At 75.3% G+C, this 20729-nt stretch carries 23 protein-coding genes; 13 read left to right on the top strand and 10 right to left on the bottom strand.

The features are described 5' to 3' along the window. Positions 1 to 28: 28 nt before the first annotated feature. Positions 29 to 865, bottom strand: coding sequence for an HpcH/HpaI aldolase/citrate lyase family protein (locus BLASA_RS13050; RefSeq protein ID WP_014376631.1), 837 nt, complete (start codon positions 863 to 865; stop codon positions 29 to 31). 186 nt (positions 866 to 1051) lie between these two features. On the opposite strand from BLASA_RS13050, the gene BLASA_RS13055 reads away from it, so the two are divergent. Beyond that, the gene (locus tag BLASA_RS13055) at positions 1052 to 2599 is read left to right on the top strand and encodes an ATP-dependent DNA ligase (protein ID WP_014376632.1); all 1548 of its coding nucleotides are present in this window, start codon (positions 1052 to 1054) and stop codon (positions 2597 to 2599) included. 4 nt (positions 2600 to 2603) lie between these two features. On the opposite strand, the gene BLASA_RS13060 is transcribed toward BLASA_RS13055, so the two are convergent. Together BLASA_RS13060 and BLASA_RS23500 are read right to left on the bottom strand one after the other, a co-directional pair. Next, positions 2604 to 3632, bottom strand: coding sequence for an LLM class flavin-dependent oxidoreductase (locus BLASA_RS13060; RefSeq protein WP_014376633.1), 1029 nt, complete (start codon positions 3630 to 3632; stop codon positions 2604 to 2606). Positions 3633 to 3753: 121 nt separating this feature from the next. Beyond that, a complete protein-coding gene (locus BLASA_RS23500; protein WP_014376634.1) occupies positions 3754 to 4470 on the bottom strand; it encodes an alpha/beta hydrolase in 717 nt (238 codons plus the stop codon). A 212-nt stretch (positions 4471 to 4682) separates the two neighbouring features. Here BLASA_RS23500 and BLASA_RS13070 point away from each other — a divergent pair, with 212 nt between their 5' ends. The 4 genes from BLASA_RS13070 (at position 4683) to BLASA_RS13080 (ending at position 6537) form a co-directional block, all read left to right on the top strand. Then, positions 4683 to 5405 carry a GAF and ANTAR domain-containing protein gene (locus tag BLASA_RS13070; RefSeq protein WP_014376635.1) on the top strand — a complete coding sequence of 241 codons (723 nt, stop codon included), beginning with the start codon at positions 4683 to 4685 and terminating at the stop codon, positions 5403 to 5405. Between the two features lie 136 nt (positions 5406 to 5541). Beyond that, positions 5542 to 5664: a hypothetical protein gene (locus tag BLASA_RS26315; RefSeq protein WP_014376636.1), complete on the top strand. Its 123-nt coding sequence runs from the start codon at positions 5542 to 5544 to the stop codon at positions 5662 to 5664. A gap of 73 nt (positions 5665 to 5737) precedes the next feature. Then, positions 5738 to 6193, top strand: a complete 456-nt coding sequence (locus BLASA_RS13075) for a DUF1622 domain-containing protein (RefSeq protein WP_014376637.1) — start codon at positions 5738 to 5740, stop codon at positions 6191 to 6193. Further along, complete coding sequence (locus BLASA_RS13080) at positions 6190 to 6537, top strand: DUF1622 domain-containing protein (protein ID WP_014376638.1); 348 nt, start codon at positions 6190 to 6192, stop codon at positions 6535 to 6537. Before BLASA_RS13075 ends, BLASA_RS13080 begins: the two co-directional genes overlap by 4 nt. A 30-nt stretch (positions 6538 to 6567) precedes the next feature. Here the strand turns inward: BLASA_RS13080 and BLASA_RS13085 are convergent, their stop codons facing one another. Genes BLASA_RS13085 through BLASA_RS23510 form a run of 3 tightly spaced genes read right to left on the bottom strand, consistent with a single transcriptional unit; the run spans position 6568 to position 8688 of the window. Beyond that, the gene (locus BLASA_RS13085; RefSeq protein WP_014376639.1) at positions 6568 to 7617 is read right to left on the bottom strand and encodes a glycosyltransferase family 4 protein; all 1050 of its coding nucleotides are present in this window, start codon (positions 7615 to 7617) and stop codon (positions 6568 to 6570) included. Continuing rightward, positions 7614 to 8132: a glycosyltransferase family 9 protein gene (locus BLASA_RS23505; protein ID WP_083878002.1), complete on the bottom strand. Its 519-nt coding sequence runs from the start codon at positions 8130 to 8132 to the stop codon at positions 7614 to 7616. Before BLASA_RS23505 ends, BLASA_RS13085 begins: the two co-directional genes overlap by 4 nt. 19 nt (positions 8133 to 8151) lie before the next feature. Continuing rightward, positions 8152 to 8688 (bottom strand): glycosyltransferase family 9 protein, encoded by a 537-nt coding sequence (locus BLASA_RS23510; RefSeq protein WP_014376641.1) that lies wholly within the window; start codon positions 8686 to 8688, stop codon positions 8152 to 8154. A gap of 74 nt (positions 8689 to 8762) precedes the next feature. Here BLASA_RS23510 and BLASA_RS13095 point away from each other — a divergent pair, with 74 nt between their 5' ends. Beyond that, positions 8763 to 10001: a glycosyltransferase gene (locus BLASA_RS13095; protein ID WP_014376642.1), complete on the top strand. Its 1239-nt coding sequence runs from the start codon at positions 8763 to 8765 to the stop codon at positions 9999 to 10001. After that, the gene (locus BLASA_RS13100) at positions 9998 to 11806 is read left to right on the top strand and encodes a glycosyltransferase (RefSeq protein WP_014376643.1); all 1809 of its coding nucleotides are present in this window, start codon (positions 9998 to 10000) and stop codon (positions 11804 to 11806) included. Before BLASA_RS13095 ends, BLASA_RS13100 begins: the two co-directional genes overlap by 4 nt. Before the next feature lie 177 nt (positions 11807 to 11983). Here the strand turns inward: BLASA_RS13100 and BLASA_RS13105 are convergent, their stop codons facing one another. Both BLASA_RS13105 and BLASA_RS13110 read right to left on the bottom strand, forming a co-directional pair. Then, on the bottom strand, positions 11984 to 13096 hold the full coding sequence (locus tag BLASA_RS13105; protein ID WP_014376644.1) for a zinc-dependent alcohol dehydrogenase: 1113 nt from the start codon (positions 13094 to 13096) through the stop codon (positions 11984 to 11986). Beyond that, positions 13093 to 14067 (bottom strand): Gfo/Idh/MocA family protein, encoded by a 975-nt coding sequence (locus BLASA_RS13110; RefSeq protein ID WP_014376645.1) that lies wholly within the window; start codon positions 14065 to 14067, stop codon positions 13093 to 13095. The genes BLASA_RS13105 and BLASA_RS13110 overlap by 4 nt, the downstream gene beginning before the upstream one ends. A gap of 139 nt (positions 14068 to 14206) precedes the next feature. On the opposite strand from BLASA_RS13110, the gene folP reads away from it, so the two are divergent. Both folP and BLASA_RS13120 read left to right on the top strand, forming a co-directional pair. Beyond that, positions 14207 to 15040, top strand: a complete 834-nt coding sequence (folP, locus tag BLASA_RS13115) for a dihydropteroate synthase (RefSeq protein WP_014376646.1) — start codon at positions 14207 to 14209, stop codon at positions 15038 to 15040. Between the two features lie 14 nt (positions 15041 to 15054). Continuing rightward, on the top strand, positions 15055 to 15690 hold the full coding sequence (locus tag BLASA_RS13120; protein WP_014376647.1) for a DNA-methyltransferase: 636 nt from the start codon (positions 15055 to 15057) through the stop codon (positions 15688 to 15690). Between the two features lie 269 nt (positions 15691 to 15959). Here BLASA_RS13120 and BLASA_RS23515 read toward each other — a convergent pair whose 3' ends face one another. After that, on the bottom strand, positions 15960 to 17558 hold the full coding sequence (locus BLASA_RS23515; RefSeq protein WP_014376650.1) for an alpha/beta hydrolase fold domain-containing protein: 1599 nt from the start codon (positions 17556 to 17558) through the stop codon (positions 15960 to 15962). 227 nt (positions 17559 to 17785) lie between these two features. On the opposite strand from BLASA_RS23515, the gene BLASA_RS13135 reads away from it, so the two are divergent. From BLASA_RS13135 to BLASA_RS13145, 3 genes are all read left to right on the top strand, one after another. Beyond that, positions 17786 to 17947, top strand: coding sequence for a zinc ribbon-containing protein (locus BLASA_RS13135; RefSeq protein ID WP_014376651.1), 162 nt, complete (start codon positions 17786 to 17788; stop codon positions 17945 to 17947). Between the two features lie 51 nt (positions 17948 to 17998). Next, positions 17999 to 18184 carry an alcohol dehydrogenase gene (locus tag BLASA_RS13140; RefSeq protein ID WP_014376652.1) on the top strand — a complete coding sequence of 62 codons (186 nt, stop codon included), beginning with the start codon at positions 17999 to 18001 and terminating at the stop codon, positions 18182 to 18184. A 133-nt stretch (positions 18185 to 18317) separates the two neighbouring features. Then, the gene (locus tag BLASA_RS13145; RefSeq protein ID WP_051004988.1) at positions 18318 to 18629 is read left to right on the top strand and encodes a DUF2795 domain-containing protein; all 312 of its coding nucleotides are present in this window, start codon (positions 18318 to 18320) and stop codon (positions 18627 to 18629) included. On the opposite strand, the gene BLASA_RS24295 is transcribed toward BLASA_RS13145, so the two are convergent. Next, positions 18601 to 19743 carry an erythromycin esterase family protein gene (locus BLASA_RS24295; protein ID WP_083878003.1) on the bottom strand — a complete coding sequence of 381 codons (1143 nt, stop codon included), beginning with the start codon at positions 19741 to 19743 and terminating at the stop codon, positions 18601 to 18603. The genes BLASA_RS13145 and BLASA_RS24295 overlap by 29 nt on opposite strands. Before the next feature lie 229 nt (positions 19744 to 19972). On the opposite strand from BLASA_RS24295, the gene BLASA_RS13160 reads away from it, so the two are divergent. Beyond that, positions 19973 to 20635: a phosphoribosyltransferase gene (locus BLASA_RS13160; protein WP_014376656.1), complete on the top strand. Its 663-nt coding sequence runs from the start codon at positions 19973 to 19975 to the stop codon at positions 20633 to 20635. Positions 20636 to 20729 lie beyond the last annotated feature (94 nt).

A 20729-nucleotide genomic window follows, 5' to 3' on the forward strand; every position in this document is an offset into this window, starting at 1 on the left:
GGCCGAGGAGGTGGCCGGACCGACGCCGTCAGGTCGGCTGGACGCCGAACACCAGGGCCAGCCGCTCGATCTTGCGGGCCCGGCCCAGTCGGGGCAGGTCGCTGCCGTCGCGGATCACCTGACCGCGGGCGTCGAAGTCGGCGAGGAAGTCCCGGGCCCAGGCCACGTCGGACGGCGTCGGGCTGATGACCTCGTTGATGACCGGCAGCTGGTCCATGTCCAGGCACAGCTTGCCGGTCAGGCCGAGGGACACCGTGACGGCGGTCTGCTCGCGGAGCACCGGGTGGCTGCTGCTCACCGTCGGGCCGTCGATCGGGCCGGGCAGCCCGCCGATCCGGCTGGCCACGACCAGGCGGGACCGCGGGTAGGCCATGGCCAGCTCGTCGGCGCTGGTGCCGGTGTCGCGGCGGTAGTCACCGCTGCCGAACGCCAGCCGGAACGCGCCCCGTGCCCGGGCGATGTTCACCGCCTCCTCGATGCCGAGGGCCGACTCCACCAGCGCCAGCACCGGGCTGGACCCACCGAGCCGGTCGAAGGTCTCGGTCACGTGCCCGGCGGCCTCCGCCTTGGCGAGCATGACCCCGAGCAGGCCGGGCAGCCCGGCCAGGGCGGCGACGTCGTCGGCCCAGAAGGGCGTCGAGCGGTCGTTGATCCGCACCCAGGCGCTGCGGTCCTCGCGGGACAGCCACTCGACGACGCCGTTCCGGGCCTCGCCCTTGTGCGCCGGGTCGACGGCGTCCTCGATGTCGAGCACGATCTGATCGGCGCGGGAGTCGTGGGCGACGTCGAACAGCGCTGTGCGGGCGCCGTTGACCAGCAGCCAGGAGCGCGCGTCGTTCGGTCCGACCTTCCGGTTCTTCACCACGCCCCCATCCTCGCGCGGATCGCGCCGGCCCACCGGTCGGGGGGTCCTCCGGCGCGCCGCGGCTCGGCACACCAGCTCGCCGCGCGCTCCGGACCCGCCGGGCGCACGGCCGGACGGAGCCCAGATCCTCGTCGGCTCCCGGCTGCCCATCGCTCCGTGACCGATCCACGGTGCCACGATGGCGGGATGCTGCTCGCCGAGGTCGTGGCTGCGTCCACCGCGGTGGCGGCCGCCCGCGGGAGGAAGGCCAAGGCCGGTCTCATCGCCGGCGCGCTGCGCCTGGCGGACGGCGACGAGGTGCCGGCGGTGACCGCCTGGCTCTCGGGCGAACCCCTGCAGCGGCGGCTCGGGATCGGCTGGCGGTCGCTGGCCGCGCTGACCGGCGGCGCCGCGGCGGAGTCGACCCTGACGGTGGCCGACGTCGATGCGGCGTTCGCCGAGCTCGCCACCACCTCGGGTCCGGGATCGGCCGCACGGCGGGAGGAGCTGCTGCGCGGCGTGCTGTCGAGGGCTACCAGCGAGGAGCAGCGGTTCCTGGTCCGGCTGATCACCGGGGAACTCCGGCAGGGCGCCCTGGAAGGCGTCGTGCTGGAGGCGGTGGCCACGGCATCCGGCGTCCCCGCCGCCGATGTCCGGCGGGCGTTCATGCTGTCCGGCAGCCTCCCGGACACGGCGACGGCGGCCCTCCGCGGCGGGGCCGAGGCCCTGTCGGCGATCAGCCTGCAGGTCGGCCGGCCGGTGCGGCCCATGCTGGCCGGCCCGGGGTCCTCGCTCGACGCGGCGCTCGCCGATCTCGGCCCGGACGTGACCGTGGAGTTCAAGCTCGACGGCGCCCGCGTCCAGGTGCACCGCGACGGGAACCAGGTGCGCGTCTGGACCCGCACGCTGCGCGAGGTGACCGATGGGGTGCCGGAGCTGGTCGAGCGGGTGCGGGCGCTGCCGTGCCGCACCGCCGTCCTCGACGGCGAGACGCTCGCCCTGGACGATGACGGCCGGCCCCGCGCCTTCCAGGACACGATGAGCCGGTTCGGCAGCGCCGGGGCGGGTGGCGAGATGCCCGACGCCGGCGTGCTGCTCAGCCCGTTCTTCTTCGACCTGCTGCACCTCGACGGCCGTGACCTGCTGGACGAGCCGCTCGACATCCGCCTCGACGCACTGGCCGGGCTGCTCGCCGACGACGCCTCCGCCCCGCTGCGCATGCCCGGCGTCCGCCGGCCGCGGCCCGGCCAGGCCGCCCAGGTGCTGGAGCACGCCCTCGACGCCGGGCACGAGGGCGTCGTCGTCAAGGACCTGGCCGCGCCCTACGCCGCCGGCCGCCGCGGCAAGGCCTGGCAGAAGGTCAAGCCGGTGCACACGCTCGACCTCGTCGTCCTCGGTGCGGAATGGGGCTACGGCCGGCGGACCGGCACGCTCTCGAACATCCACCTCGGCGCCCGCGACCCCGACGGCGGCGAGCCGGTGATGGTCGGCAAGACGTTCAAGGGGATGACCGACGAGCTGCTGGCGTGGCAGACGCGCACCTTCCCCGAGCACACCCGGGAGGAGACGCCCTGGGGCGTGCTCCTGGAGCCGGCGCTGGTCGTCGAGATCGCCGTGGACGGCGCCCAGCGCAGCCCCCGCTACCCCGGCGGCGTCGCCCTGCGGTTCGCCCGCGTGCTGCGCTACCGGCCCGACAAGACCCCGGCCGAGGCCGACACCCTCGAGGCGGTGCGGGCGCTGCTGGCCGGGGGCTGATCCCTCAGGAAGCGGCGACCCGCGGGGCGACCTCGGTGCCCAGCAGCTCGATCCCGCGCAGCAGGTCCTCGTGCGCCAGCCGCGGGTTGGTCATCTGGATCGACACCCGGTCGACGCCGCCGAGCTGCCCGGAGATCCGGACCAGCTTCTCGGCGACGGTGTCGGGGTCGCCCATGAAGAAGGCGCCGTCCGGGCCGCTGGTCACGTCGAACTGGGCGCGGGTGGGTGCGGCGAACCCGCGCTCACGGGAGACCTTCGTGAACAGCTCGTGCCAGCCGGGGAAGATGGTGTCCGCGGCGGCCTGCGTGCTCTCGGCCACGAAGCCGAACACGTGCAGCCCCACCTGCAGCTTCTCCGGCGGGTGCCCGGCGTGCGCCCCGGCCCGCCGGTACAGGTCGATCAGCGGGGCGAACTGCCGGGGCTCCCCGCCGATGATCGCCACCATGAGCGGCAGCCCGAGCAGCCCCGCCCGGGCGAAGGACTCCGGCGTTCCGCCCACGCCGACCCAGATCGGCAGCGGGTCCTGCAGCGGCCGCGGGTACACGCCCTGGCCGGTCAGCGCCGGCCGGTGCTCCCCCGACCAGGTGACGTGCTCGGACTCCCGGATCCGCAGCAGCAGGTCCAGCTTCTCGGCGAACAGCTCGTCGTAGTCGGCCAGGCCCAGCCCGAACAGCGGGAAGGCCTCGGTGAACGAGCCACGACCCACCACCAGGTCGATGCGCCCCTGGGAGATTAGGTCCAGGGTGGCGAACTGCTGGAAGACCCGCACCGGGTCCGCGGCGCTGAGCACCGTCACGGCACTGCCGAGGCGGATGCGCGAGGTGCGGGCGGCCGCGGCGGCGAGGATCACCGGCGGCGCGGAGTCGTAGTACTCGCTGCGGTGGTGCTCGCCGATGCCGAAGGAGTAGAGCCCCACGCGGTCGGCGAGCTCGATCTCCTCCAGCAGGTGCGCCATGCGCTCCTCGGGACCGATCACCCGCTCGGTACGGGGATCGGTGACGGCGGAGACGAAGCTGTCGACGCCGAGGTGCATGGCCGTCCTCCGGACTGCTCGGGTGCGGGCCGGCCGGGCGGCCGGTCCCCGCGGCAGTCAACACCGCGGAGGCCAGGCCATTCCACGGCGCCGGCGCAGATCCCGGCGAGGTCCGCGCCGGTCAGCCCGCCGGCACGACCCGGTCGAGCCAGCGCAGCAGGTCGGCGACGACCTCGGCGCGGTTGGTCTCGTTGAAGACCTCGTGCCGGGCGCCCTCGTAGACCTTCAGCGTGACGTCGCTCAGCCCCGCGGCCTGGAGCCGCTGCACCAGGCCGTGCACGAGGGCCAGCTGCCCGGTGACCGGGTCCTCGTCCCCGACGGCCACGTACACCGGCAGGTCGGGACGGACCCCGCCGAGCCGCTCCCGGTCGGCCAGCTGCCGGGCCGACACGAACATCTGCTCGTTGTCGGCGGCAGACAGGCCGAACCCGCACCGCGGGTCGGCGACGTAGGCGTCGACCTGCCGGTGGGTCTCGTCGCGCGGATCGGGGACGACGTCGAGCCGGGCCAGCGCGATGTAGACGACGGGCGCGGTGAGCATCGGCAGCGTGACGTGCACCAGGTCGTCGAACCGCACGAAGCGGTCGTAGAGGCCCCAGACCTCGCCGAACCCCTGCAGCGCCATGCCGACGGTCACCGAGAGGTCGTGGACGCGCGGCAGGTCCACCGCACGGGCGAGCAGCGTGACCCCGCCCATCACGGCCAGCACCGCGGCCGCCCCGGCGTCGCCGCTGAGCGCGTACCAGGCCGCGGCGCCGAGGACGACCAGCCGCAGCACGTCGATGCCGTCGCGGACGACCGGCGTCCAGTCGCCGAGGAGCAGCGTGCGCGTGTCCACGCCGGGCGCCTACCCAGCCCCTGCGCCGCTCATCCGGGCTCCGGCGGCGGGCCGGGGCTCCGGGAGACCGGGGCGGTGTAGGTTCGCTCCAGGCGCGGGGCGACCCGCGTGCCGATGATGCGTCAGACAGCGGCGTGCGTCGTCCGGAGGCCGTGCCGGCCTCCGCGACCGAGGCCACCCACCCCGGTATACCGAGACCGGAGGCGGCCGCTGTGGCCAGCACCGAGAACCCGCAGCGGTCGGCCGCAGCCGAGGCGCTGGAGCAGCTGGGCCGGCTCTCCCTGCGCGAGCACTCGATGAAGTCGGTCCTGCAGACGGTCGCCGAATTGACCAGCGCTGTGATGCCGGGCAACACCGAAGCCTCGGTGAGCCTGCTACGCAACGACAAGCCCAGCACCCCGGTGTCCAGCGGCAGGCTCGCACTGGATCTGGACGAGAGCCAGTACAGCCGGGGCCACGGGCCCTGCCTGCATGCCGCCTCCACCGGCGAATGGGTCCAGGTCGACGACGCGCGGACCGAGACCCGCTGGCGCGACTACATGGACAAGGCCGTCGAGCACGGCAGCCTCAGCTCGCTGTCCGTGCCGCTCCCGATCGCTGAGGGCATTTCCGGGGCGCTGAACATCTACGCCCGGGAGCCGCACGCCTTCTCCGCGGAGAGCCGCTCGGTCGCCGACCAGCTCACTCCCTACGCCGCAGTGGCCGCGGGGAACATGTACGCCTACGAGAGCGCTCGATCGATGGCCGAGAACCTGCAGGTCGCGCTGGAGTCGCGCGCCGTCATCGACCAGGCCAAGGGCATCCTCATGGAGCGCTACAAGGTGACCCCCGACCAGGCCTTCCAGCTGCTGGCCCAGGCCTCCATGAGATCCAACACGAAGGTCCGCACCGTGGCCGACACTCTCGTCCGCACCGGCGAGTTCCTGCTCCCGTGAGCTGACGGAGTGCGGTCGCCGGCCGGCGACCGCGGCTGCGGCTCCGGGTGGCTGCTGACGATGTCGGAGTGGTCGGCGCACGGACGCTCCCTTCCCCGTCGACACCGCCGTCCGGCATCGGGAGTGGGGGCACGGGGTGGTGCTGTCCGTCGAGCCCGACCGGCTCACCGTCCTGCTCGACCAGGAGGGCTGCCAGACCCTCGCCACGGAGGCCGTGGCGGCCCAGGGCCTCCGCGAGCCCGTGGTCGACCCGGAGTGACGCCGCTCGCTCTTCGGTGGTGTCTCGCAGTCGTCATGCGTGGCGGCGGAGGCGCCACGGGTATGCGCGCCCCGTGGAAGAGCTGCTGCTGGACGTCGTCAACGTGCTGGTCGTCATCGTGGAGGCCTGTGGCGCCGCGGTCATCATCATCGGGGCGGTCTGGGCGTTCCTCCTCTTCCTGTGGGTCGGGCTCACCCACCGGGACGCCGGCTCGTTCGTCCCCGTCCGGCTCACCCTGGGCCGGTTCCTGGCCCTGGGGCTGGAGTTCCAGCTGGCCGGCGACATCCTGAAGACTGCGGTGGCGCCCAGCTGGGAGGAGATCGGGCAGCTCGCCGCGATCGCCGCGATCCGGACCGCGCTGAACTACTTCCTGGGCAAGGAGATCGCCGAGGAGCGCCGCCAGGTCGACGAGGAGAAGGAACGATCCTCCGACGGGGCGGCGGACTCCTCGTCCGGCTCGACGTCCCACCCGTCGTCGGACGATCCGCGCGGTACGGCGTCGGGCACGCGCACCGGGCGGAGGGGGTGAGCTCGACGCTGGCCGCCGTCCCCGGCATCGCCTCGCAGTTCATCGCGGCAGCGGCCCTCGTGGCCGCCCTCCTCGCCCTGGCCGCGACCCGCCGGCCGGCGCTGGCCCTCGGCATCCTGCTCGACATGCTGGTCGCCGCCGGCCTGCTCCGGCTGGTCGGCGACCCCAGCTGGCGGGCCATCGCCACCATCGCGATCGTCATCGCGATCCGCCACCTGGTGGCCCACGGCCTGCGGCTGGCAGCGCGGTCCTGGAAGGAGACGGAGAAGGAGCCACCGGACCGGACGCGGCGGCGGTACGAGCAGACCGTGCGCCACCTGCTCCAGCCGGCCTGGCGGCGGTGAGGTCGCCGCCGGGTCACGGCGAGGAGCGGCTCAGCGCCGCGCCCGCTCCAGCACCGCGAAGGTCTGCCGGGCCATGAGGTCGGCGTCCATCCCGGCCACCGCGCGTCGCCGCGCCCGTCGGCCCAGTTCGGCACGGCGAGCCCCGTCGGTCAGCAGGCCGGCCAGCGCCGCGGCCAGCGCGGGGGCGTCACCGGGGGGCACCACCACGGCGTCCTCGCCGACCGCGACGGCGACGTCCCCCACGTCGGTGGTCACGCACGGCAGCCCCTCGGTCATCGCCTCGAGCAGCGCCAGCGGCAGCGCCTCCCGGCGGGACGGCAGGCAGAAGACGTCGAGGCCGGCGAGGAACCGGCGCCCGTCGCCGACGAACCCGCAGAAGGTGATCGGGAGCCCGGCCGCGGCGGCGCGCAGCACCGCCTCGTCGCGGCCGGCGCCACCGATCAGCACCTGGAGCGGGATCCCGTCCGCGACGAGGGTGCGCACGGCCTCGGCGAGCACGTCGAACCCCTTCTGCGCGGTCAGCCGGCCCAGCGCGCCGACCCGGGGCACCGGGTGCCCCGCCGGGCCGCTGGGGATCCCGGGGACGTCCACCCCGTTGGGGACGACGCGCACCCGGGAGGCCGGGACGCCGAGGTCGGCCAGCACCTGGTCGCGGCCCTCCGCCGACGGGCTGAGCACGGCCACGAAGCGCTGGTAGAGGGCCGCCAGTTCACTGCGCCGCACGCCCGTGCCGGTGTCGCCGGTCAGGTGGAGGACGCCCACCGTCGGCGCGACCTCGAGCGCGGCGGCGACGGCGGCCGCGTTGGACCCCGGGTCGACGAGGTTCACCAGCACGACGTCGGGTCGACCGCCGGCCAGCGCGGCGGCGACGGCCGGTGCGCGCTCCTGGTGCCGGGCCACGGGGACCGTGGTGACCCGGCCGGGCGGGACGACGGCCGCGAAGTCCGCTGCCACCGGCTCCGCGCAGACGAGGGACGCCGACCAGCCGTTCCGGTCCGCCCGCCGGAGCAGGTGGGTCAGGTACACCTCCGCGCCGCCCCAGGCGTCGGAGTCGGCGACGAACGCCACGCGGCGGCTCACCGGGCGTCCTCCTCCCCGAGCACCTCGTGGACGGCGGCGAGCACCGCGGCCGGGCGGACCGAGGCCGCGCACCGGAAGTCGATCGGGCAGACCAGGTGCGGGCAGGGCGCGCACCCGACGTCGGCCACGACCGCCCGGTGCCGGGGGCCACGGTGTGCCCACCGCACCGGATCGCCCGGGAGGAACACGGTCACGCTGCGCGCGCCGACCGCGGCCGCCAGGTGCGCGGAACCGGTGTCGTTGCCGATCAGCGCGGCGCAGTCGCGCAGCAGCGCGGCGAGGCCGCCCAGGCTGGTCGCACCGGTGAGGTCGGTGACCGGCGCGGTCATCCGGGCCCGCACGGCCGCGCTGATGTCCCGCTCCCCCGGCACGCCGGTGAGCACCACGTCCCAGCCGTCGGCGGCGAGGGCGTCGCCGACGGCCGCATAGCGCGCGGCCGGCCACCGGCGGGTCGGCGACGACGCCCCCGCGTGCAGGACGACGTACCGGCCGGGCTCGAGACCGGCCCCCGCCAGGGTGCCGGCGTGCTCTGCCTCATCCCCCGCCCGAGAGGGGAAAGCTCATCGGGGCCGGAGCACCGGGCGGCAGCCCCAGGTGCTCGAACAGCCGCAGGTGCCGGTCGACCTCGTGCACGTCCAGCGGGTAGCGCAGGTGCAGGCCGCCGGTGCCGCTCGGCGGCTGCCATCCGGTCGGGGCGAACCCGCCGGTCAGCCGGGCCCCCAGGGCCGCGGTGACCCGGTTCGCCGCCGGCCGGTCGCCGTAGACCTGCAGGGCCAGGTCGAACCGCCGCTGCGCGGCGGCGACGAGGAACGGCGCCCACCCGGCGGGATCGGGCGCCCGCTCGGGGATCCCCTCGGCACCGGGAAAGGGCAGCAGCTCGTCGACCAGGCCGGCCATCCGGTCGACCACCGGCGCCATCTCCGCCCACGTGATCAGGCTGACCCGCAGATCCGGGCGGGCATCGCGCAGCCGGCGCAGCGCCGGCATCGAGCAGACCAGGTCCCCCAGCCCCACACGCAGGCGCACGAGCGCCACCCGCCGGACGGCGGGATCGGCGAGCGGAGCGGTCACGCCGGACCTCCTGCCCCCTGTGCGGCGGGCCAACCCCGTGCTTGACTGCGGGGCCGCCGACCAGGAGGTTCGCCGTGCCGCACTCCGCCGACAGGTCCGCGGAGCCGCACGTTCTCCGGCTGTGCAGCGTCTTCGAGCCCGCCGGCCTGATCGACGGGGAGCTGGACCACGGCGCCGCGCGGTTCGACCCGATCGGCGGCATGCAGAACCACACGGCCGCGCTGACCCGGTGCCTCGACGCGCACGGCCTGACCCAGACCGTGGTCACCTCCCGCCTGGCCGGTCCCACGGGGGTCTCCCGGCTCGGCCGGCGCACCCGGATCCAGCGCACCGGCCTCCCGACCGCCCGGTTCCGGCAGCTGTGGGCGCTCAGCGCTCTCCCCGCGGTCCTGCGCACCCCTCCCGGCGGCCGGGTCGACGTCGTCCACGCCCACCAGGGCGAGGACATCGCGACGCTGCTGCTCGCCCGGCTGGCCGCTCGCCGGCACCGGTGTCCGCTCGTGGTGAGCGTGCACTGCAGCGTCGGCCACACCCTGCGCGGACGCTCGCCGCGCGCCCGTCTCCTGCACACCGTCGGGGGCGCCGTCGAACGGAGCACCCTCCGGAGGGCCGAGGCCGTCATCGTCCTGACCGCACGCACGGCCCGCGCCCTGGCCGACGACGGGGTGGCTGCGGAACGGGTGTCGACCATCCCGTCCGGCTTCGACCCGGCCCTGTTCGGCGGCCACGGGAGCGACGTCTTCCCCGAGGCCGGCCGGCCGCGGATCGGGTACGTCGGCCGGCTGGCCGAGCAGAAGCGGGCCGACGTCCTGGTGCACGCCTTCGGCCGGATGGCGGAGGAGGCCGCACTGGTCGTCGTCGGTGACGGGCCGGAACGGGAGCGGGTCCGGCAGCTGGTGCGCGCGAGCCCGGTGGCGGAACGGATCACGATGACCGGCTTCGTCGACCACTCGGCCGTCCCGGGGGTGCTGGCCTCGCTGGACGTCCTGGTGCTGCCGTCGGCGTACGAGGAGATGGGGTCGGTCCTGGTCGAGGCCATGGCCGCCGGACTGCCGGTGGTGGCCAGTGACGTCGGCGGGATCCCCGAGGTCGTCCGGGACGGCGAGACCGGGCTCCTGGTCCCGCCGGGTGACGTCGACGCGCTGGCCGGCGCGCTGGACCGGCTGGTCGCCGACGGCCGGCTGCGCTCCCGGCTGGCCGCGGGCGCTCGGATCCGTGCGCGGGCCTACGGCTGGCCGTACCTGTCCGGATGCGTGGCGGAGGTCTACCAGCGGGTCCGGGCCCCGGACCCGCTCCTCGCGCGGCCGGCGTGACCGCGCCCCTGGTCGCCGTGCTGATCCCGGTCCACGACCAGGCGGCGTTCCTGCCGCGGGCCCTCGACGGCCTGCTGAGCCAGCGGGTTCCGGACTGGGAGGCCGTGGTCGTCGACGACGGTTCCCCCGATCCGGCAGCCGTGGCCGCCGTCCTCGCCGCCACGCCCGACGACCGGATCCGCCTCCGCCGCCGGCCGGGCAACCTCGGGCTGGGCGCCACCCTCAACGAGGCACTGGACGCGACCAGCGCACCGGTCGTCGCCTACCTGCCCGCCGACGACGTCTGGTTCGCCGACCACCTCGTCCGGCTCCTCGACTGCCTGGCCGACCCCACCGTCGTCCTGGCCCGGAGCGGCCTGTCCGAGCCGGCGGAGACCCCGTACCCGCAGCTGGTCCAGGTCGCGCACCGCCGGACCGGCGACCGGTGGACCGAGCGGGCCGAGCTGGAGAGCGACGACCTCGGCCGGCTGTACTGGGGCGCGGTCTCCCGGCGGGGCCGCTCCGCGGACACCGGCCGGGTCACCTGTGCGTGGACCCGGCACCCCCGGCAGCGGTCGCGGGCGATCCGGGAGTCCTTCGACGGCGGGCTCAACGTCTTCCGCGGCCGCTACCGGGTCGCCGGGCCGCTGCGGTTCGCCTCCACCGACGGCGGCGAGACCGACGAGGTGGCCCGCTACGCCCGATTCCGGGACGCCGCCCATCCGGAGGCCTCCGACGGCCTGGACGTGCTGGTCGTCGGTGAGCTGGCCTTCAACCCGGAACGGGTTTTGGCGCTGGCCGAGCGCGGCCACCGGCTCGCCGGCCTCTGGACTCCCGACGGACTGGGGGACGCGACGATCGGGCCGCTGCCGTTCGGCCACGTCCCGGACCTGGACCGCGACCACTGGCAGGAGGCGGTCCGCGCCCGCCGGCCGGAGGTGGTGTGGGCCCAGCTGAACTGGCGGGCCGTCCCCTTCGCGCACGCGGTGCGCAGCGCCTTCCCCGAGCTGCCGTTCGTCTGGCACTTCAAGGAGGCGCCGCAGCGCAGCATCGTCCGGGGCGAGTGGCCGCTGCTCGCCGACCTCGTCTGCGGCGCCGACGCCTGCCTGCTCGCGACCGAGGAGGAGCGCGACTGGTTCGCCGCCGCGCTGCGCGGTCGGGTCGACCCGGCTCGCCTGGGCGTGCTGGACGGCGACCTGCCCAAGCGCGACTGGCTCGACTCCCCGCTGAGCCCGAAGCTGTCGGACGCCGACGGGGAGAGCCACGCGGTCGTCGTCGGCCGCCCGTCCGGGTTCGACGCGGAGTGGGTCGTGGAGCTCGCCCGGCGCGGGGTGCACACCCACCTCTACGGGCAGGTGCGGGCGCCCGGCCCGAAGGGCGCGTGGGTCGCCTGGCTGGACGAGGCGCTGGCCGCCGCTCCGGAGCACGTGCACCTGCACCCGGCGGTGGGGCCGGAGGACTGGGTGACCGAGCTGTCCCGCTACGACGCCGGCTGGCTGCACCGGTTCGCCAGCGACAACGGCGGCGAACTGGCGCGGGCCACCTGGGACGACCTCAACTCCCCCGCCCGGCTCCCGGTGCTGCTCGCCGCCGGCCTGCCGCTGCTGCAGCAGGCCAACCCCGGATCGCTGGTGTCGGTCGAGCGGGTGCTGCGTGCGGACGGGACCGGGTTGTTCTACCGGTCGGCCGACGACGTGGCCGCCGTGCTGGGCGAGGAGCGGGCCGGGCGCCGGGGCGGGCAGGCGGCGCTGGCGGTGCGCGAGCGCCACACCTTCGACGCGCACGCCGACCGGCTCGTCGGGCTCTTCCGGTCGATCGCGGGCTGAGCTCACCGGGCGGCCGCGACCGCCGCGTGCAGCCGCACCAGGTCGTCGACGTGCCGGCCGGGGTCGTGCAACGACCTCGTGCCCCGCGCGGCGCAGGAGCTCCGCGGTCCGGACCAGCATGGTCCCGGCGCCGCCGGGGCCGTCGGTCCAGTGGTTGCCGACCAGCAGGACGTGCACTCAGCCCGGCTCGTCGAATCGCAGCACCGCCTGCAGCGGTGAGCCGGGCAGCCGACGGGCGGCCAGGTCGGCGAGGAGAGCCGGCCCGTCCTCGAACCGGAGGACGTCCGTGACCAGGTGCCGGCGGACCTCGTCCCCCCGCTGCCGCAGCAGGTCGAGGGTGACCGCGGCCAGCGCTGCACGGGGCCAGGTGCCGGCCATGCCGCGCGGCACCCGGCCGATCTGCGCGCAGACCACCGACAGGCCGTTGTGGTGGAACTCCTCGCCGAGCCGGACGTTCGGCGCCCCGCCCTGGTAGAAGCCCAGGTCCACGACGACGCCTTGCGGCCGCAGCGCCTTCAACGCCGTGGCCAGCGCGGCGTCGTGGCCCCGGCACTGCAGGACGACGTCGGCGCCGTGGTCGCCGGGGCCGTTGCGCCAGCGCTGCTTGACGGCGGACCAGGCCTGCCCGTCCGCGTCGTCGACGGCGGTCAGGCCCAGGGCCTCGGCGACCGCGCGACGCTCGGGCGACGGCTCGGCGACCACCACGTCGCCCGCCCCGTACCGGACGGCGAGCAGCGCGCTGAGCAGGCCGATGACCCCCGCTCCGGTGATCAGGACCTGCCGTCCGCGGACGCCGTCGTCGATCGTCGCCCCCGGCCCGGCGAAGGCGGCCGCCGCGTGCAGCAGCCCGTTTCCGCAGATCGGCCCCATCTGGGCGAGGTAGATGCCCAGCAGCGGGTCCAGGTCGTCGGGCACCGGGATCACGACGGCCCCACCCGGGTCGGCGCACCGGCCGGTCCGGTGGCCGTAGGCCATGGCGACCAGCAGGCCCTCGGGGAGGGCGCCCGCCCGGCTCTCGGTGATCCGGCCGACCTCCATGTAGCCCAGGCCGGGCACCGGGTAGCCCGCGAGCCGCCCTCCCGGGCCGAACGCCCGCAGCTCCGGGTCCCAGCCCGCCCGGTGGTGGGGATCGGTGCCGCGGACGAGCGCGACCTCCGTGCCGGCGCTGATCCCGCTCCACAGCGTCGTGACCCAGGCCTGGCCCGGGGCGGGTTCGGGCTCGACGTCGTCCAGGATCGCCGGCCGGCCGGGCTCGGGAACGCCGATCGACCGGACCGCCCGCCCGCTCACCGCTGCGCCCCGATGGTGGCCGGCAGCTGCACGGTGCCGTTCCCGGCGGCCGCCGCGGCGACCGCGGTCACCAGCCGGTGGGTGCGCAGCGCCTCCGCGTACGGCGCGCGGACGTCGTCGTCCGCACCACGCACCGCGGCCACGAAGGCCCGGTCCTCGGCGGCGATCGGATCGACCTGCCGGTCGACGGTGCGCCGGCCGTCCCGGTCGGAGACCACCAGCTGGTGCTCGGTCAGCTCCAGCCCGAGCCCGGGGGCGACCAGCTCGATCCCGATCCGGGTGCCCCGCGGCAGCAGGCAGCTGCTGGAGAAGGAGCCGACCGCGCCGGACTCGAACCGGAGGGCGGCCGTGCAGACGTCGAGGATGTCCCCGGGGCCCTCCGGCGACCGCGAGCCGACCGCCGACCCGCCGGAAACCTCCCCGACCAGCATCCGGGCGACGTCGAACAGGTGGGTCGCCTGCTCCACCGTCTGCCCTCCGGACTGCTTCTGCCGGGCCCACCAGTCGACGCCGGGCGCCTTGTCCAGCCAGGCGGCGAGCACCATCCGGGCCGGGGTCTCCGCCAGCAGCCCGCGGGCGGTCTCCACGGTGTCCAGGTAGCGCCAGTGGTAGCCGACCGAGGTGAGCAGCCCGGCGTCCCCGATCCGGGCGGCCAGCCGCTCGGCCGTCGCGAGGTCGGTGGCGAGCGGCTTCTCCACGAACAGCGCGAGACCGAGCCCGATCGCCGCCTCCTCGACCGCACCGTGCCCGTGCGGCGGGACGCAGACGTAGAGGGCGTCGAGATCCTCGGCGTCGAGGAGATCGGCCCAGCCGGCGTAGGCCCGGGCGCCCACCCGCCCGGCCACGGCCGCTGCGCGGTCGGCCCGCGGGTCGGCGACGCCGACCACCGCCACCCCGTCCTGGGCGGCGAGCGAGTCCGCGTGCCGCCCGCCGATGAAGCCCGCGCCGACCAGCCCGATGCGTGTGGTCATCCGGGGCACCTTCCCCCGCGCGGCTGCCTCAACCCGGCCGGCGCGACCCTGAACCGGCCGGAAACAGGAGGCACCGCACTCAGGCGGAGCGCGGCCGACCCGACGGGCGCGTCGGCCGCAGATCCGGTAGGCCTGGGAGATGGATCTTCAGCTGGGCACGCGACGGTTCGACCTGGACGATCGGCCGGTGGTGGTCGGCATCCTGAACCGCACCCGCGACTCGTTCCACGACGGCGCCGCCTACTTCGAGCTCGACCGGTTGCTGGCCCGCGCCGAGCAGCTGGTGGCCGACGGGGCCGACGTGCTGGAGGTCGGGGCGCGCCCCGGAGGGGTCGGCGTCGCCGAGGTGTCCCCCGAGGAGGAGTGCCAGCTCGCCGCCGGGACGATCGCCGAGCTGCGCGCCCGGTTCGACCTGCCGCTGGGTGTGGACACCAGCCGGGCCGCCGTGGCCGTCGCCGCGTTCGCCGAGGGCGCCGTGCTGGGCAACGACATGAGCGGCTTCCTCGATCCGGGCTACCTCCCCGCGGCCGCTGCCGCGGGGGCGGCGGTCGTCGCCACCCACATCCGCCGGCCACCCGGCGTGCCGGATCCGGATCCGGTCTACGCCGACCTGGTCGGCGAGGTCTGCGGGCGGCTCGAGGAGCTGGCGGGAGCCGCCCAGGACGCCGGCATCGGGCCGGATCGCGTCGTCGTGGACCCGGGCATCGACCTGGGCAAGACCTGGCAGCAGTCGATGACGCTGCTCGCCCGCCTGACCGACGTCGCCGCCCTGGGGCTGCCGGTGCTGGTCGCCGTGTCCAACAAGATCTTCCTGCGCCGGGCCCTGCAGCTCGACGACGGATCGCGGGACGTCGCCACCGCGGCCGCCTGCGCGCTGGGGGCGATGCGGGGCGGGCACGTCGTCCGGGTCCACGACGCCCGCATCGGCCGGCAGGCCGCGGATCTGGCGTACGCGGTGCGGGCAGCGGCCTGACCGTGCCGGCGGCCATGGTCGTCCGGGGCGACGCCACCGAGCTGCTGGCCGGCCTGCCCACCGCGGGCGTCGACGCCGTCGTCACCGACCCGCCGTGGAACCTGGGCCGCCCGTACGGCGGACACGACGACCGGCTGCCTGACGACCAGTACGTGCGCTGGCTGAACGGGATCCTCCGCCAGTGCGCGCGGATCAGCCGGGGGCCGGTGGTGGCCTGCGTCGGCACGCACAACGCCGGCCGGCTCCCCCGGCTGCTGGCGGGCACCGGTCTGGGCGTCGCCGCCCGGCTGTGGTGGCACCGGGAGCCCGGCAGCGCCGAGGCGGTGGTCGTCACGGCCCCACCCGGCTGGCAGGTCCGCGGTCCCCGGCTCGACGCGGCGGAGCGGGTGCTCGCCCGGACCCCGGAGACCCGCCGCCGCTGGGGTCACCCGGTGCCGAAGCCGCTCCCGGTCATGACCGCCCTCGTCCGGCTGTCCGCTCCGCCGGGAGGACTCGTGCTCGACCCGTTCGCCGGCTCGGGAACGACGCTGGCAGCCGCTCGGCGGGCCGGCCGCCGGTCGATCGGCGTCGAACTCGAGGCCCGGTTCTGCCGGACGGCCGTGCGCCGGCTGGCGCTCGCCCCGACCGGCCGGAGCGAGCGCCGGGCCTGACCTCAGCGCAGCGGGACCGGGCCCGCGTCGATGCGGGCACGGAACAGGACGTAGGACGTCCGCCACCGTAGGGCAGGCGACGGGAAGGCCACCGCCTTCCCGTCGCGGATCTCCCTCACGGTGAGTCGATGTCGCCCTCATTCGAGTAGCAGGCGAAGATGCGCCCGCCGTGGGAGACGGTCACCCCGGTCGGCATCGCCTCGGGGAACTGGGGGACGACCTCGAGGTCGCCCCCCGCTCGTCGGTCGCGAGCCGCGACGGGGCCGACGTCACAGGGCCGTGCTGCCGGACGGTGTGGCGCCGACCGCCGGTCGGGCGGCACCGAAGGCGCGGAGGAAGTGCTGCGCCGCCTCCTGCTGCGCCTGCTCGGCCTTGTCCAGCACGGCCGCGGCACCGAAGAACTCGTGCATGACGCCCGCATAGGACTGGTGTGTCGTCGCCACCCCGGCGGCCTCCAGGTCCTGCGCGAACTGCTGGCCCTGGCTGCGCAGGACGTCGCGCTCGTCGGTGATGACCAGGGTCGGCGGCATGCTCGCCCGCTGCTCCCGGCTCCAGTCGAGCAGCGCGATCCTCGGGTCCTTCGCCGCCTCGGGCTTGCCCTCGAACTCGTGCATCGCCATCCAGGACAGCAGCGCCCGGTTCAGCGGTCGGGCGTCGGCGGCGTCCTCCATCGACTCGCCGAACTGCTCGCCGGTGGTGACGGGGTAGACGCAGACGACGGCGTCGGGCACGCGCTCCCCCGCCTGGGCGAGCTGCAGCACCGTTGCGGGCGCCATGTTCCCGCCCACCGATTCACCGCCGATGCCGATGCGCGACGGGTCCCCACCGAGCTCGGCGGCGTGCTCGGCGGTCCACCGGTAGGCGGTCAGGACGTCGTCGTGCGAGGCGGGGAACACGGCCTCCGGCGCGCGCCGGTAGTCGGGGCTGACCACCATGGCGCCGGTCTTGTTGCACAGCCCGCGGCAGGAGTCGTCGTAGTGGTCGTCGATGTCGAACAGCACCCACCCGCCGCCGTGGATCCACATGATCACCGGCAGCGGCCCCTCGGCCGCGCCGATCGGCTTGTAGACCCGCATCCGCATCTGCCCGCCGGCGGCGTCAGGGATCACGATGTCCTCGACCGAGCCGACCGGCTCGGGGCCGTCGATGCCGCGCTCGGCCATCACCTTCTGGACCGCCTCCTTCGGCCCCGGCTGCTTCCGGGCCTGGTCCGGCTCGAGGATCTCGAACGGCAGCGGCCCCAGGGACGAGTGCGCGTCGACGATCGCCTGCGCCTGGGGGTCGAGCAGCCCCGAGGCGTCGGTCGCCATCTCCTTCTGCTTGCCCGACAGCATGTCGCGGACGTGGTCCAGCGGCTTGGCGAGCATGCCGGCGATCCGTTCGGCGATGCCCTCGTCTGGCGCGTTCGGGTGCGGCCGGGTGGGTGCCATGCGCTTGGCGGCGAGGAACTTCTTGCCCAGCTCGGCCATGCGCTCCGGGCCGGCCTTGGACCGGAACTCCGGCAGCTCGTCGGACTCCTCGTCGTCCACGTGGTGCCGGACGACGCCGATCAGCTTGCTCAGCGCCTCCTCGAACTCCTGCTCGCCCGGCTCGGTGCGACCCAGGGTGACGAGCAGCTCCTTGATCTGCTGGTGCTCGTGCTCGGCGTCGTCGTGCTCGTCGGTCATCCCCAGCTCGGGCCAGATCGGGTAGAGGACTGTCTCCTCGGCGAAGGCGTGCAGGGCCAGCTCGAACGAGACCTGGTCGACCAGCACGCGCCGGTTGCCGCGTCCGGCCTCCAGGTGCTGGAACTGCCGCTCGACGATCGCGTGGTCGTCGGCGATCAGGTGGTCGATGTCGCCGGGCTGGGTGGGATAGGACAGGGCCACGGGTGTCGCCTCTCGTCGGTCACGCCGACGCCGGATCTCAGCGCCGGGGGTCCGCACGACCTACCCCTCGGGCTGTGCCCTACACCGGCGGAGCCAGGACGCCGGGGCCCGTCGTGATCGGGACGGGCGTCGCAGCGACCTCCGGGAGTCCGTGCGCCGCAACCGGTGTGCGACCGGCCCCGGCGGGGCACGTCCGGGCCACCACACCCGACCCGACAGGAGGGGCCATGGCCGCGCACGCCGGCGAGAAGGCGCAGAAGACCGGGGACTTCTACTGCGCCTCGTGCAGCGAGAAGGTGCACGTGACGCAGGGGGACGAGATCCCGCCCTGCCCCAACGGGCACAAGACGTTCGAGGCACGGCGGAACGAGCCGGGCAACAAGAGCTGAGCTCGGCTTCGCCGCCGGCGATCCGGACGGCCCGATCGCGAGAGCCTCACCGTGAAGATGGGGAACTGCAACCACCGCCGGTACATCCCGGACCTGCTCGACCTGGTGCGTACCGGTGCCATCGACCCCTCGACGGTGCTCACGCAGGTCGAGGACCTGCCCACGGTGCTCGACGCCTACGAGACCTTCGACCAGCGGCAGAGCGGCTGGACGAAGGTGGTGCTCGGCCCCTCCTGACGCCCGACCGGGCCGGTGAGGTGACGCCGACGGTGGTTCGTCCGCCGTGCTGCGTTACCTCGCCGGCCCGACGGGTAGCCCTGCGCAGTCGCGCGGGACCGCGCGCGGCCGGGCGTATCGGGAGGGCAGCAGCGTGGCCGGAGCGGTGACGGCGGACGAGGTCATGGGACACCTGACCGACGTGGACTACCCGGCGGACAAGGACGCGCTCCTGGCAGCCGCGTCGAGCCGGGGTGCCTCCGAGGAGGTGCTGCGGGCGATCCGGGCGATCCCGCCGGTCGACTACGGCAACGACGACGAGGTGATCAGATCGCTGCGGCTGGATCCGTCACCGGGGCAGGAGCCGGGCGCGCAGGCCCGGGCCGAGGCGGCCCAGGGCGTCGGCCAGGCCGTCCGGGACCCGCAGGAGGACCGGGTCACGGGCGAGGAGCGCCGCACGGTCTGACGTCGGCGGTAGCGGACGGCAGCCACCGGCCGAGCCAGTCGACGGTCCGGTCGATGACCTGCTCGAGCGCTCCGGGCTCGGGGAACAGGTGGGTCGCACCGGGGACCACTGCGATCTCGTGCTCCGCGGTGAGCCGGGCGGCGGCCTCCCGGTTCAGGTCCAGGACCTGGGCGTCGGCACCCCCGACGACGAGCAGGGTCGGAGCCCGGACGCGGCCCAGTGCGTCGCCGGCCAGGTCGGGGCGGCCCCCGCGGGAGATCACCGCGGCGACCCTGCTCGGACGGTCGGCGGCGGTGATGAGCGCGGCGGCCGCTCCGGTGCTCGCGCCGAAGGTGGCCAGTGACAGCCCCGCGGTCCCCTCTGCCCGGCCGAGCCAGTCGGCAGCGTCGGTCAGCCGCCCGGCCAGCAGCCCGATGTCGAACCGCAGCTCCCGGGTACGGGCGTCGACCTGCTCCTCGGCCTCGGTCAGCAGGTCCAGGAGCAGCGTGCCGAAGCCGGCATCGTGCAGCGCTGCGGCCACCTGCTGGTTTCGCGGGCTGTGTCGGCTGCTGCCGCTGCCGTGGGCGAACAGGACCACCCCGCGGGCCGCCCTCGGGACGACGAGATCGCCGGCGAGTGCCGCCTCGGAGGAGGGCACCTCGACGGTTCGACGGACGGGCGCAGCTGCTGGGTCAGTCGGCATCGGGACAGGTCTCCATCTCCGCTCCTGATGGGTGGACGTCGTGCAGTGGGTCAGGGCGCGGGACTCGTCGAACCGGCAGAACTCGTCGTAGCGGCGGCCGAGGACCGTGGGCACGTCGTTGCCCCACCGTTCGGCACGGGGGTGGTGGACGACCTCGACGGCGCGGTGCGCCCGTTCGTCGCCCAGCCATCTGGGCAGCTCACGCGGGAAGACGACCAACGCGCTGGGGTCCGTCACCGCGTCGTGCACCAGCGCCTCGGTACTGCCGCGGCGGGCCGGCGGCAGCGGCATCCGCTGCATCGGCGCCCCCCGGCTGTCCCCGGCGATGCGCACCATCCGCGCGTCGCCGATCCGTTCCAGCAGCGGATCGAGGTCCCCGGGATCCCGCAACGGCCGGGCACGTTCTCGCACCTGCGCGGTGGGATCGGGCATCGCTCCGGTCCTCCGTCCCGATGACTCCTGCCGCCGTCGTGGTCAGCGGCCTTACCCCCTCCGCCGGTCGCGATACCTGCGCACGCCACGATCCACGCAGCCGCCTGCGACGGGACGGTCACCACTGCGCGGCAGCGACTCGGGTGTTGATACGTGCCGCCGGTTCCGACGGGTGGTGGGGAGCGAACGACCGTGCCCGAACAGCACCGTGCTGGTCAGGAGGAAACCCATGTCCACGACGTCCCGACCGTTCACCGACCGGACCGAGGCCGGCCGCGCCCTGGCCGTGCGCCTGGCCGAGCACGCTGCCCCGGAGCTCGTGGTGCTCGGGCTCCCACGCGGCGGGGTGGTGATCGCCGCCGAGGTGGCCCGCGCTCTGCGGGGAGCCCTCGACGTCGTCGTCGTCCGGAAGGTCGGCGTGCCGTGGCAGCCCGAGCTGGCCATGGGCGCCATCGCCGCCGTGGACCAGGACGTCGAGACGGTGCGCGACGAGCGGGTCATCGGGCACCTGCAGATGGACGACGAAACCTTCGACCGAGCGCGCGAGCGGGAGATCGTGGAGCTGCGCCGCAGGGAGGAGGCCTACCGCCAGGGTCGCCCGGCGCCGCCGCTGGCCGGTCGTCCGGTGATCCTGGTGGACGACGGCCTGGCGACCGGCTCCACCATGCGCGCCGCTGTCGCGGCGGTCCGCCGGCAGCAGCCCGCCCGGCTCACCATCGCCGTGCCGGTGGCCTCGCCGCAGGCTTGCGAGCGGTTCACGACCGAGGTCGACGACGTCGTCTGCCTCTGGGCCCCCGAGACGTTCTCGGCGGTCGGTCAGGCGTACGAGGACTTCCGCGCCACCACGGACGACGAGGTGCGCGGTGCGCTGGCCCGCTCGGCCGCCGCGTGACCCGCCCGCCCGGACGGCCGGGAGCCCGATCGGGGCTGTCGGTGTGACCGCCCCCCCTCCGCCGAGCGGGTCGGCGTAGGTCCACGCGCCGTCG

The sequence above is a fragment of the Blastococcus saxobsidens DD2 genome (assembly GCF_000284015.1).
In the GTDB taxonomy this organism is placed as follows: domain Bacteria; phylum Actinomycetota; class Actinomycetes; order Mycobacteriales; family Geodermatophilaceae; genus Blastococcus; species Blastococcus saxobsidens_A.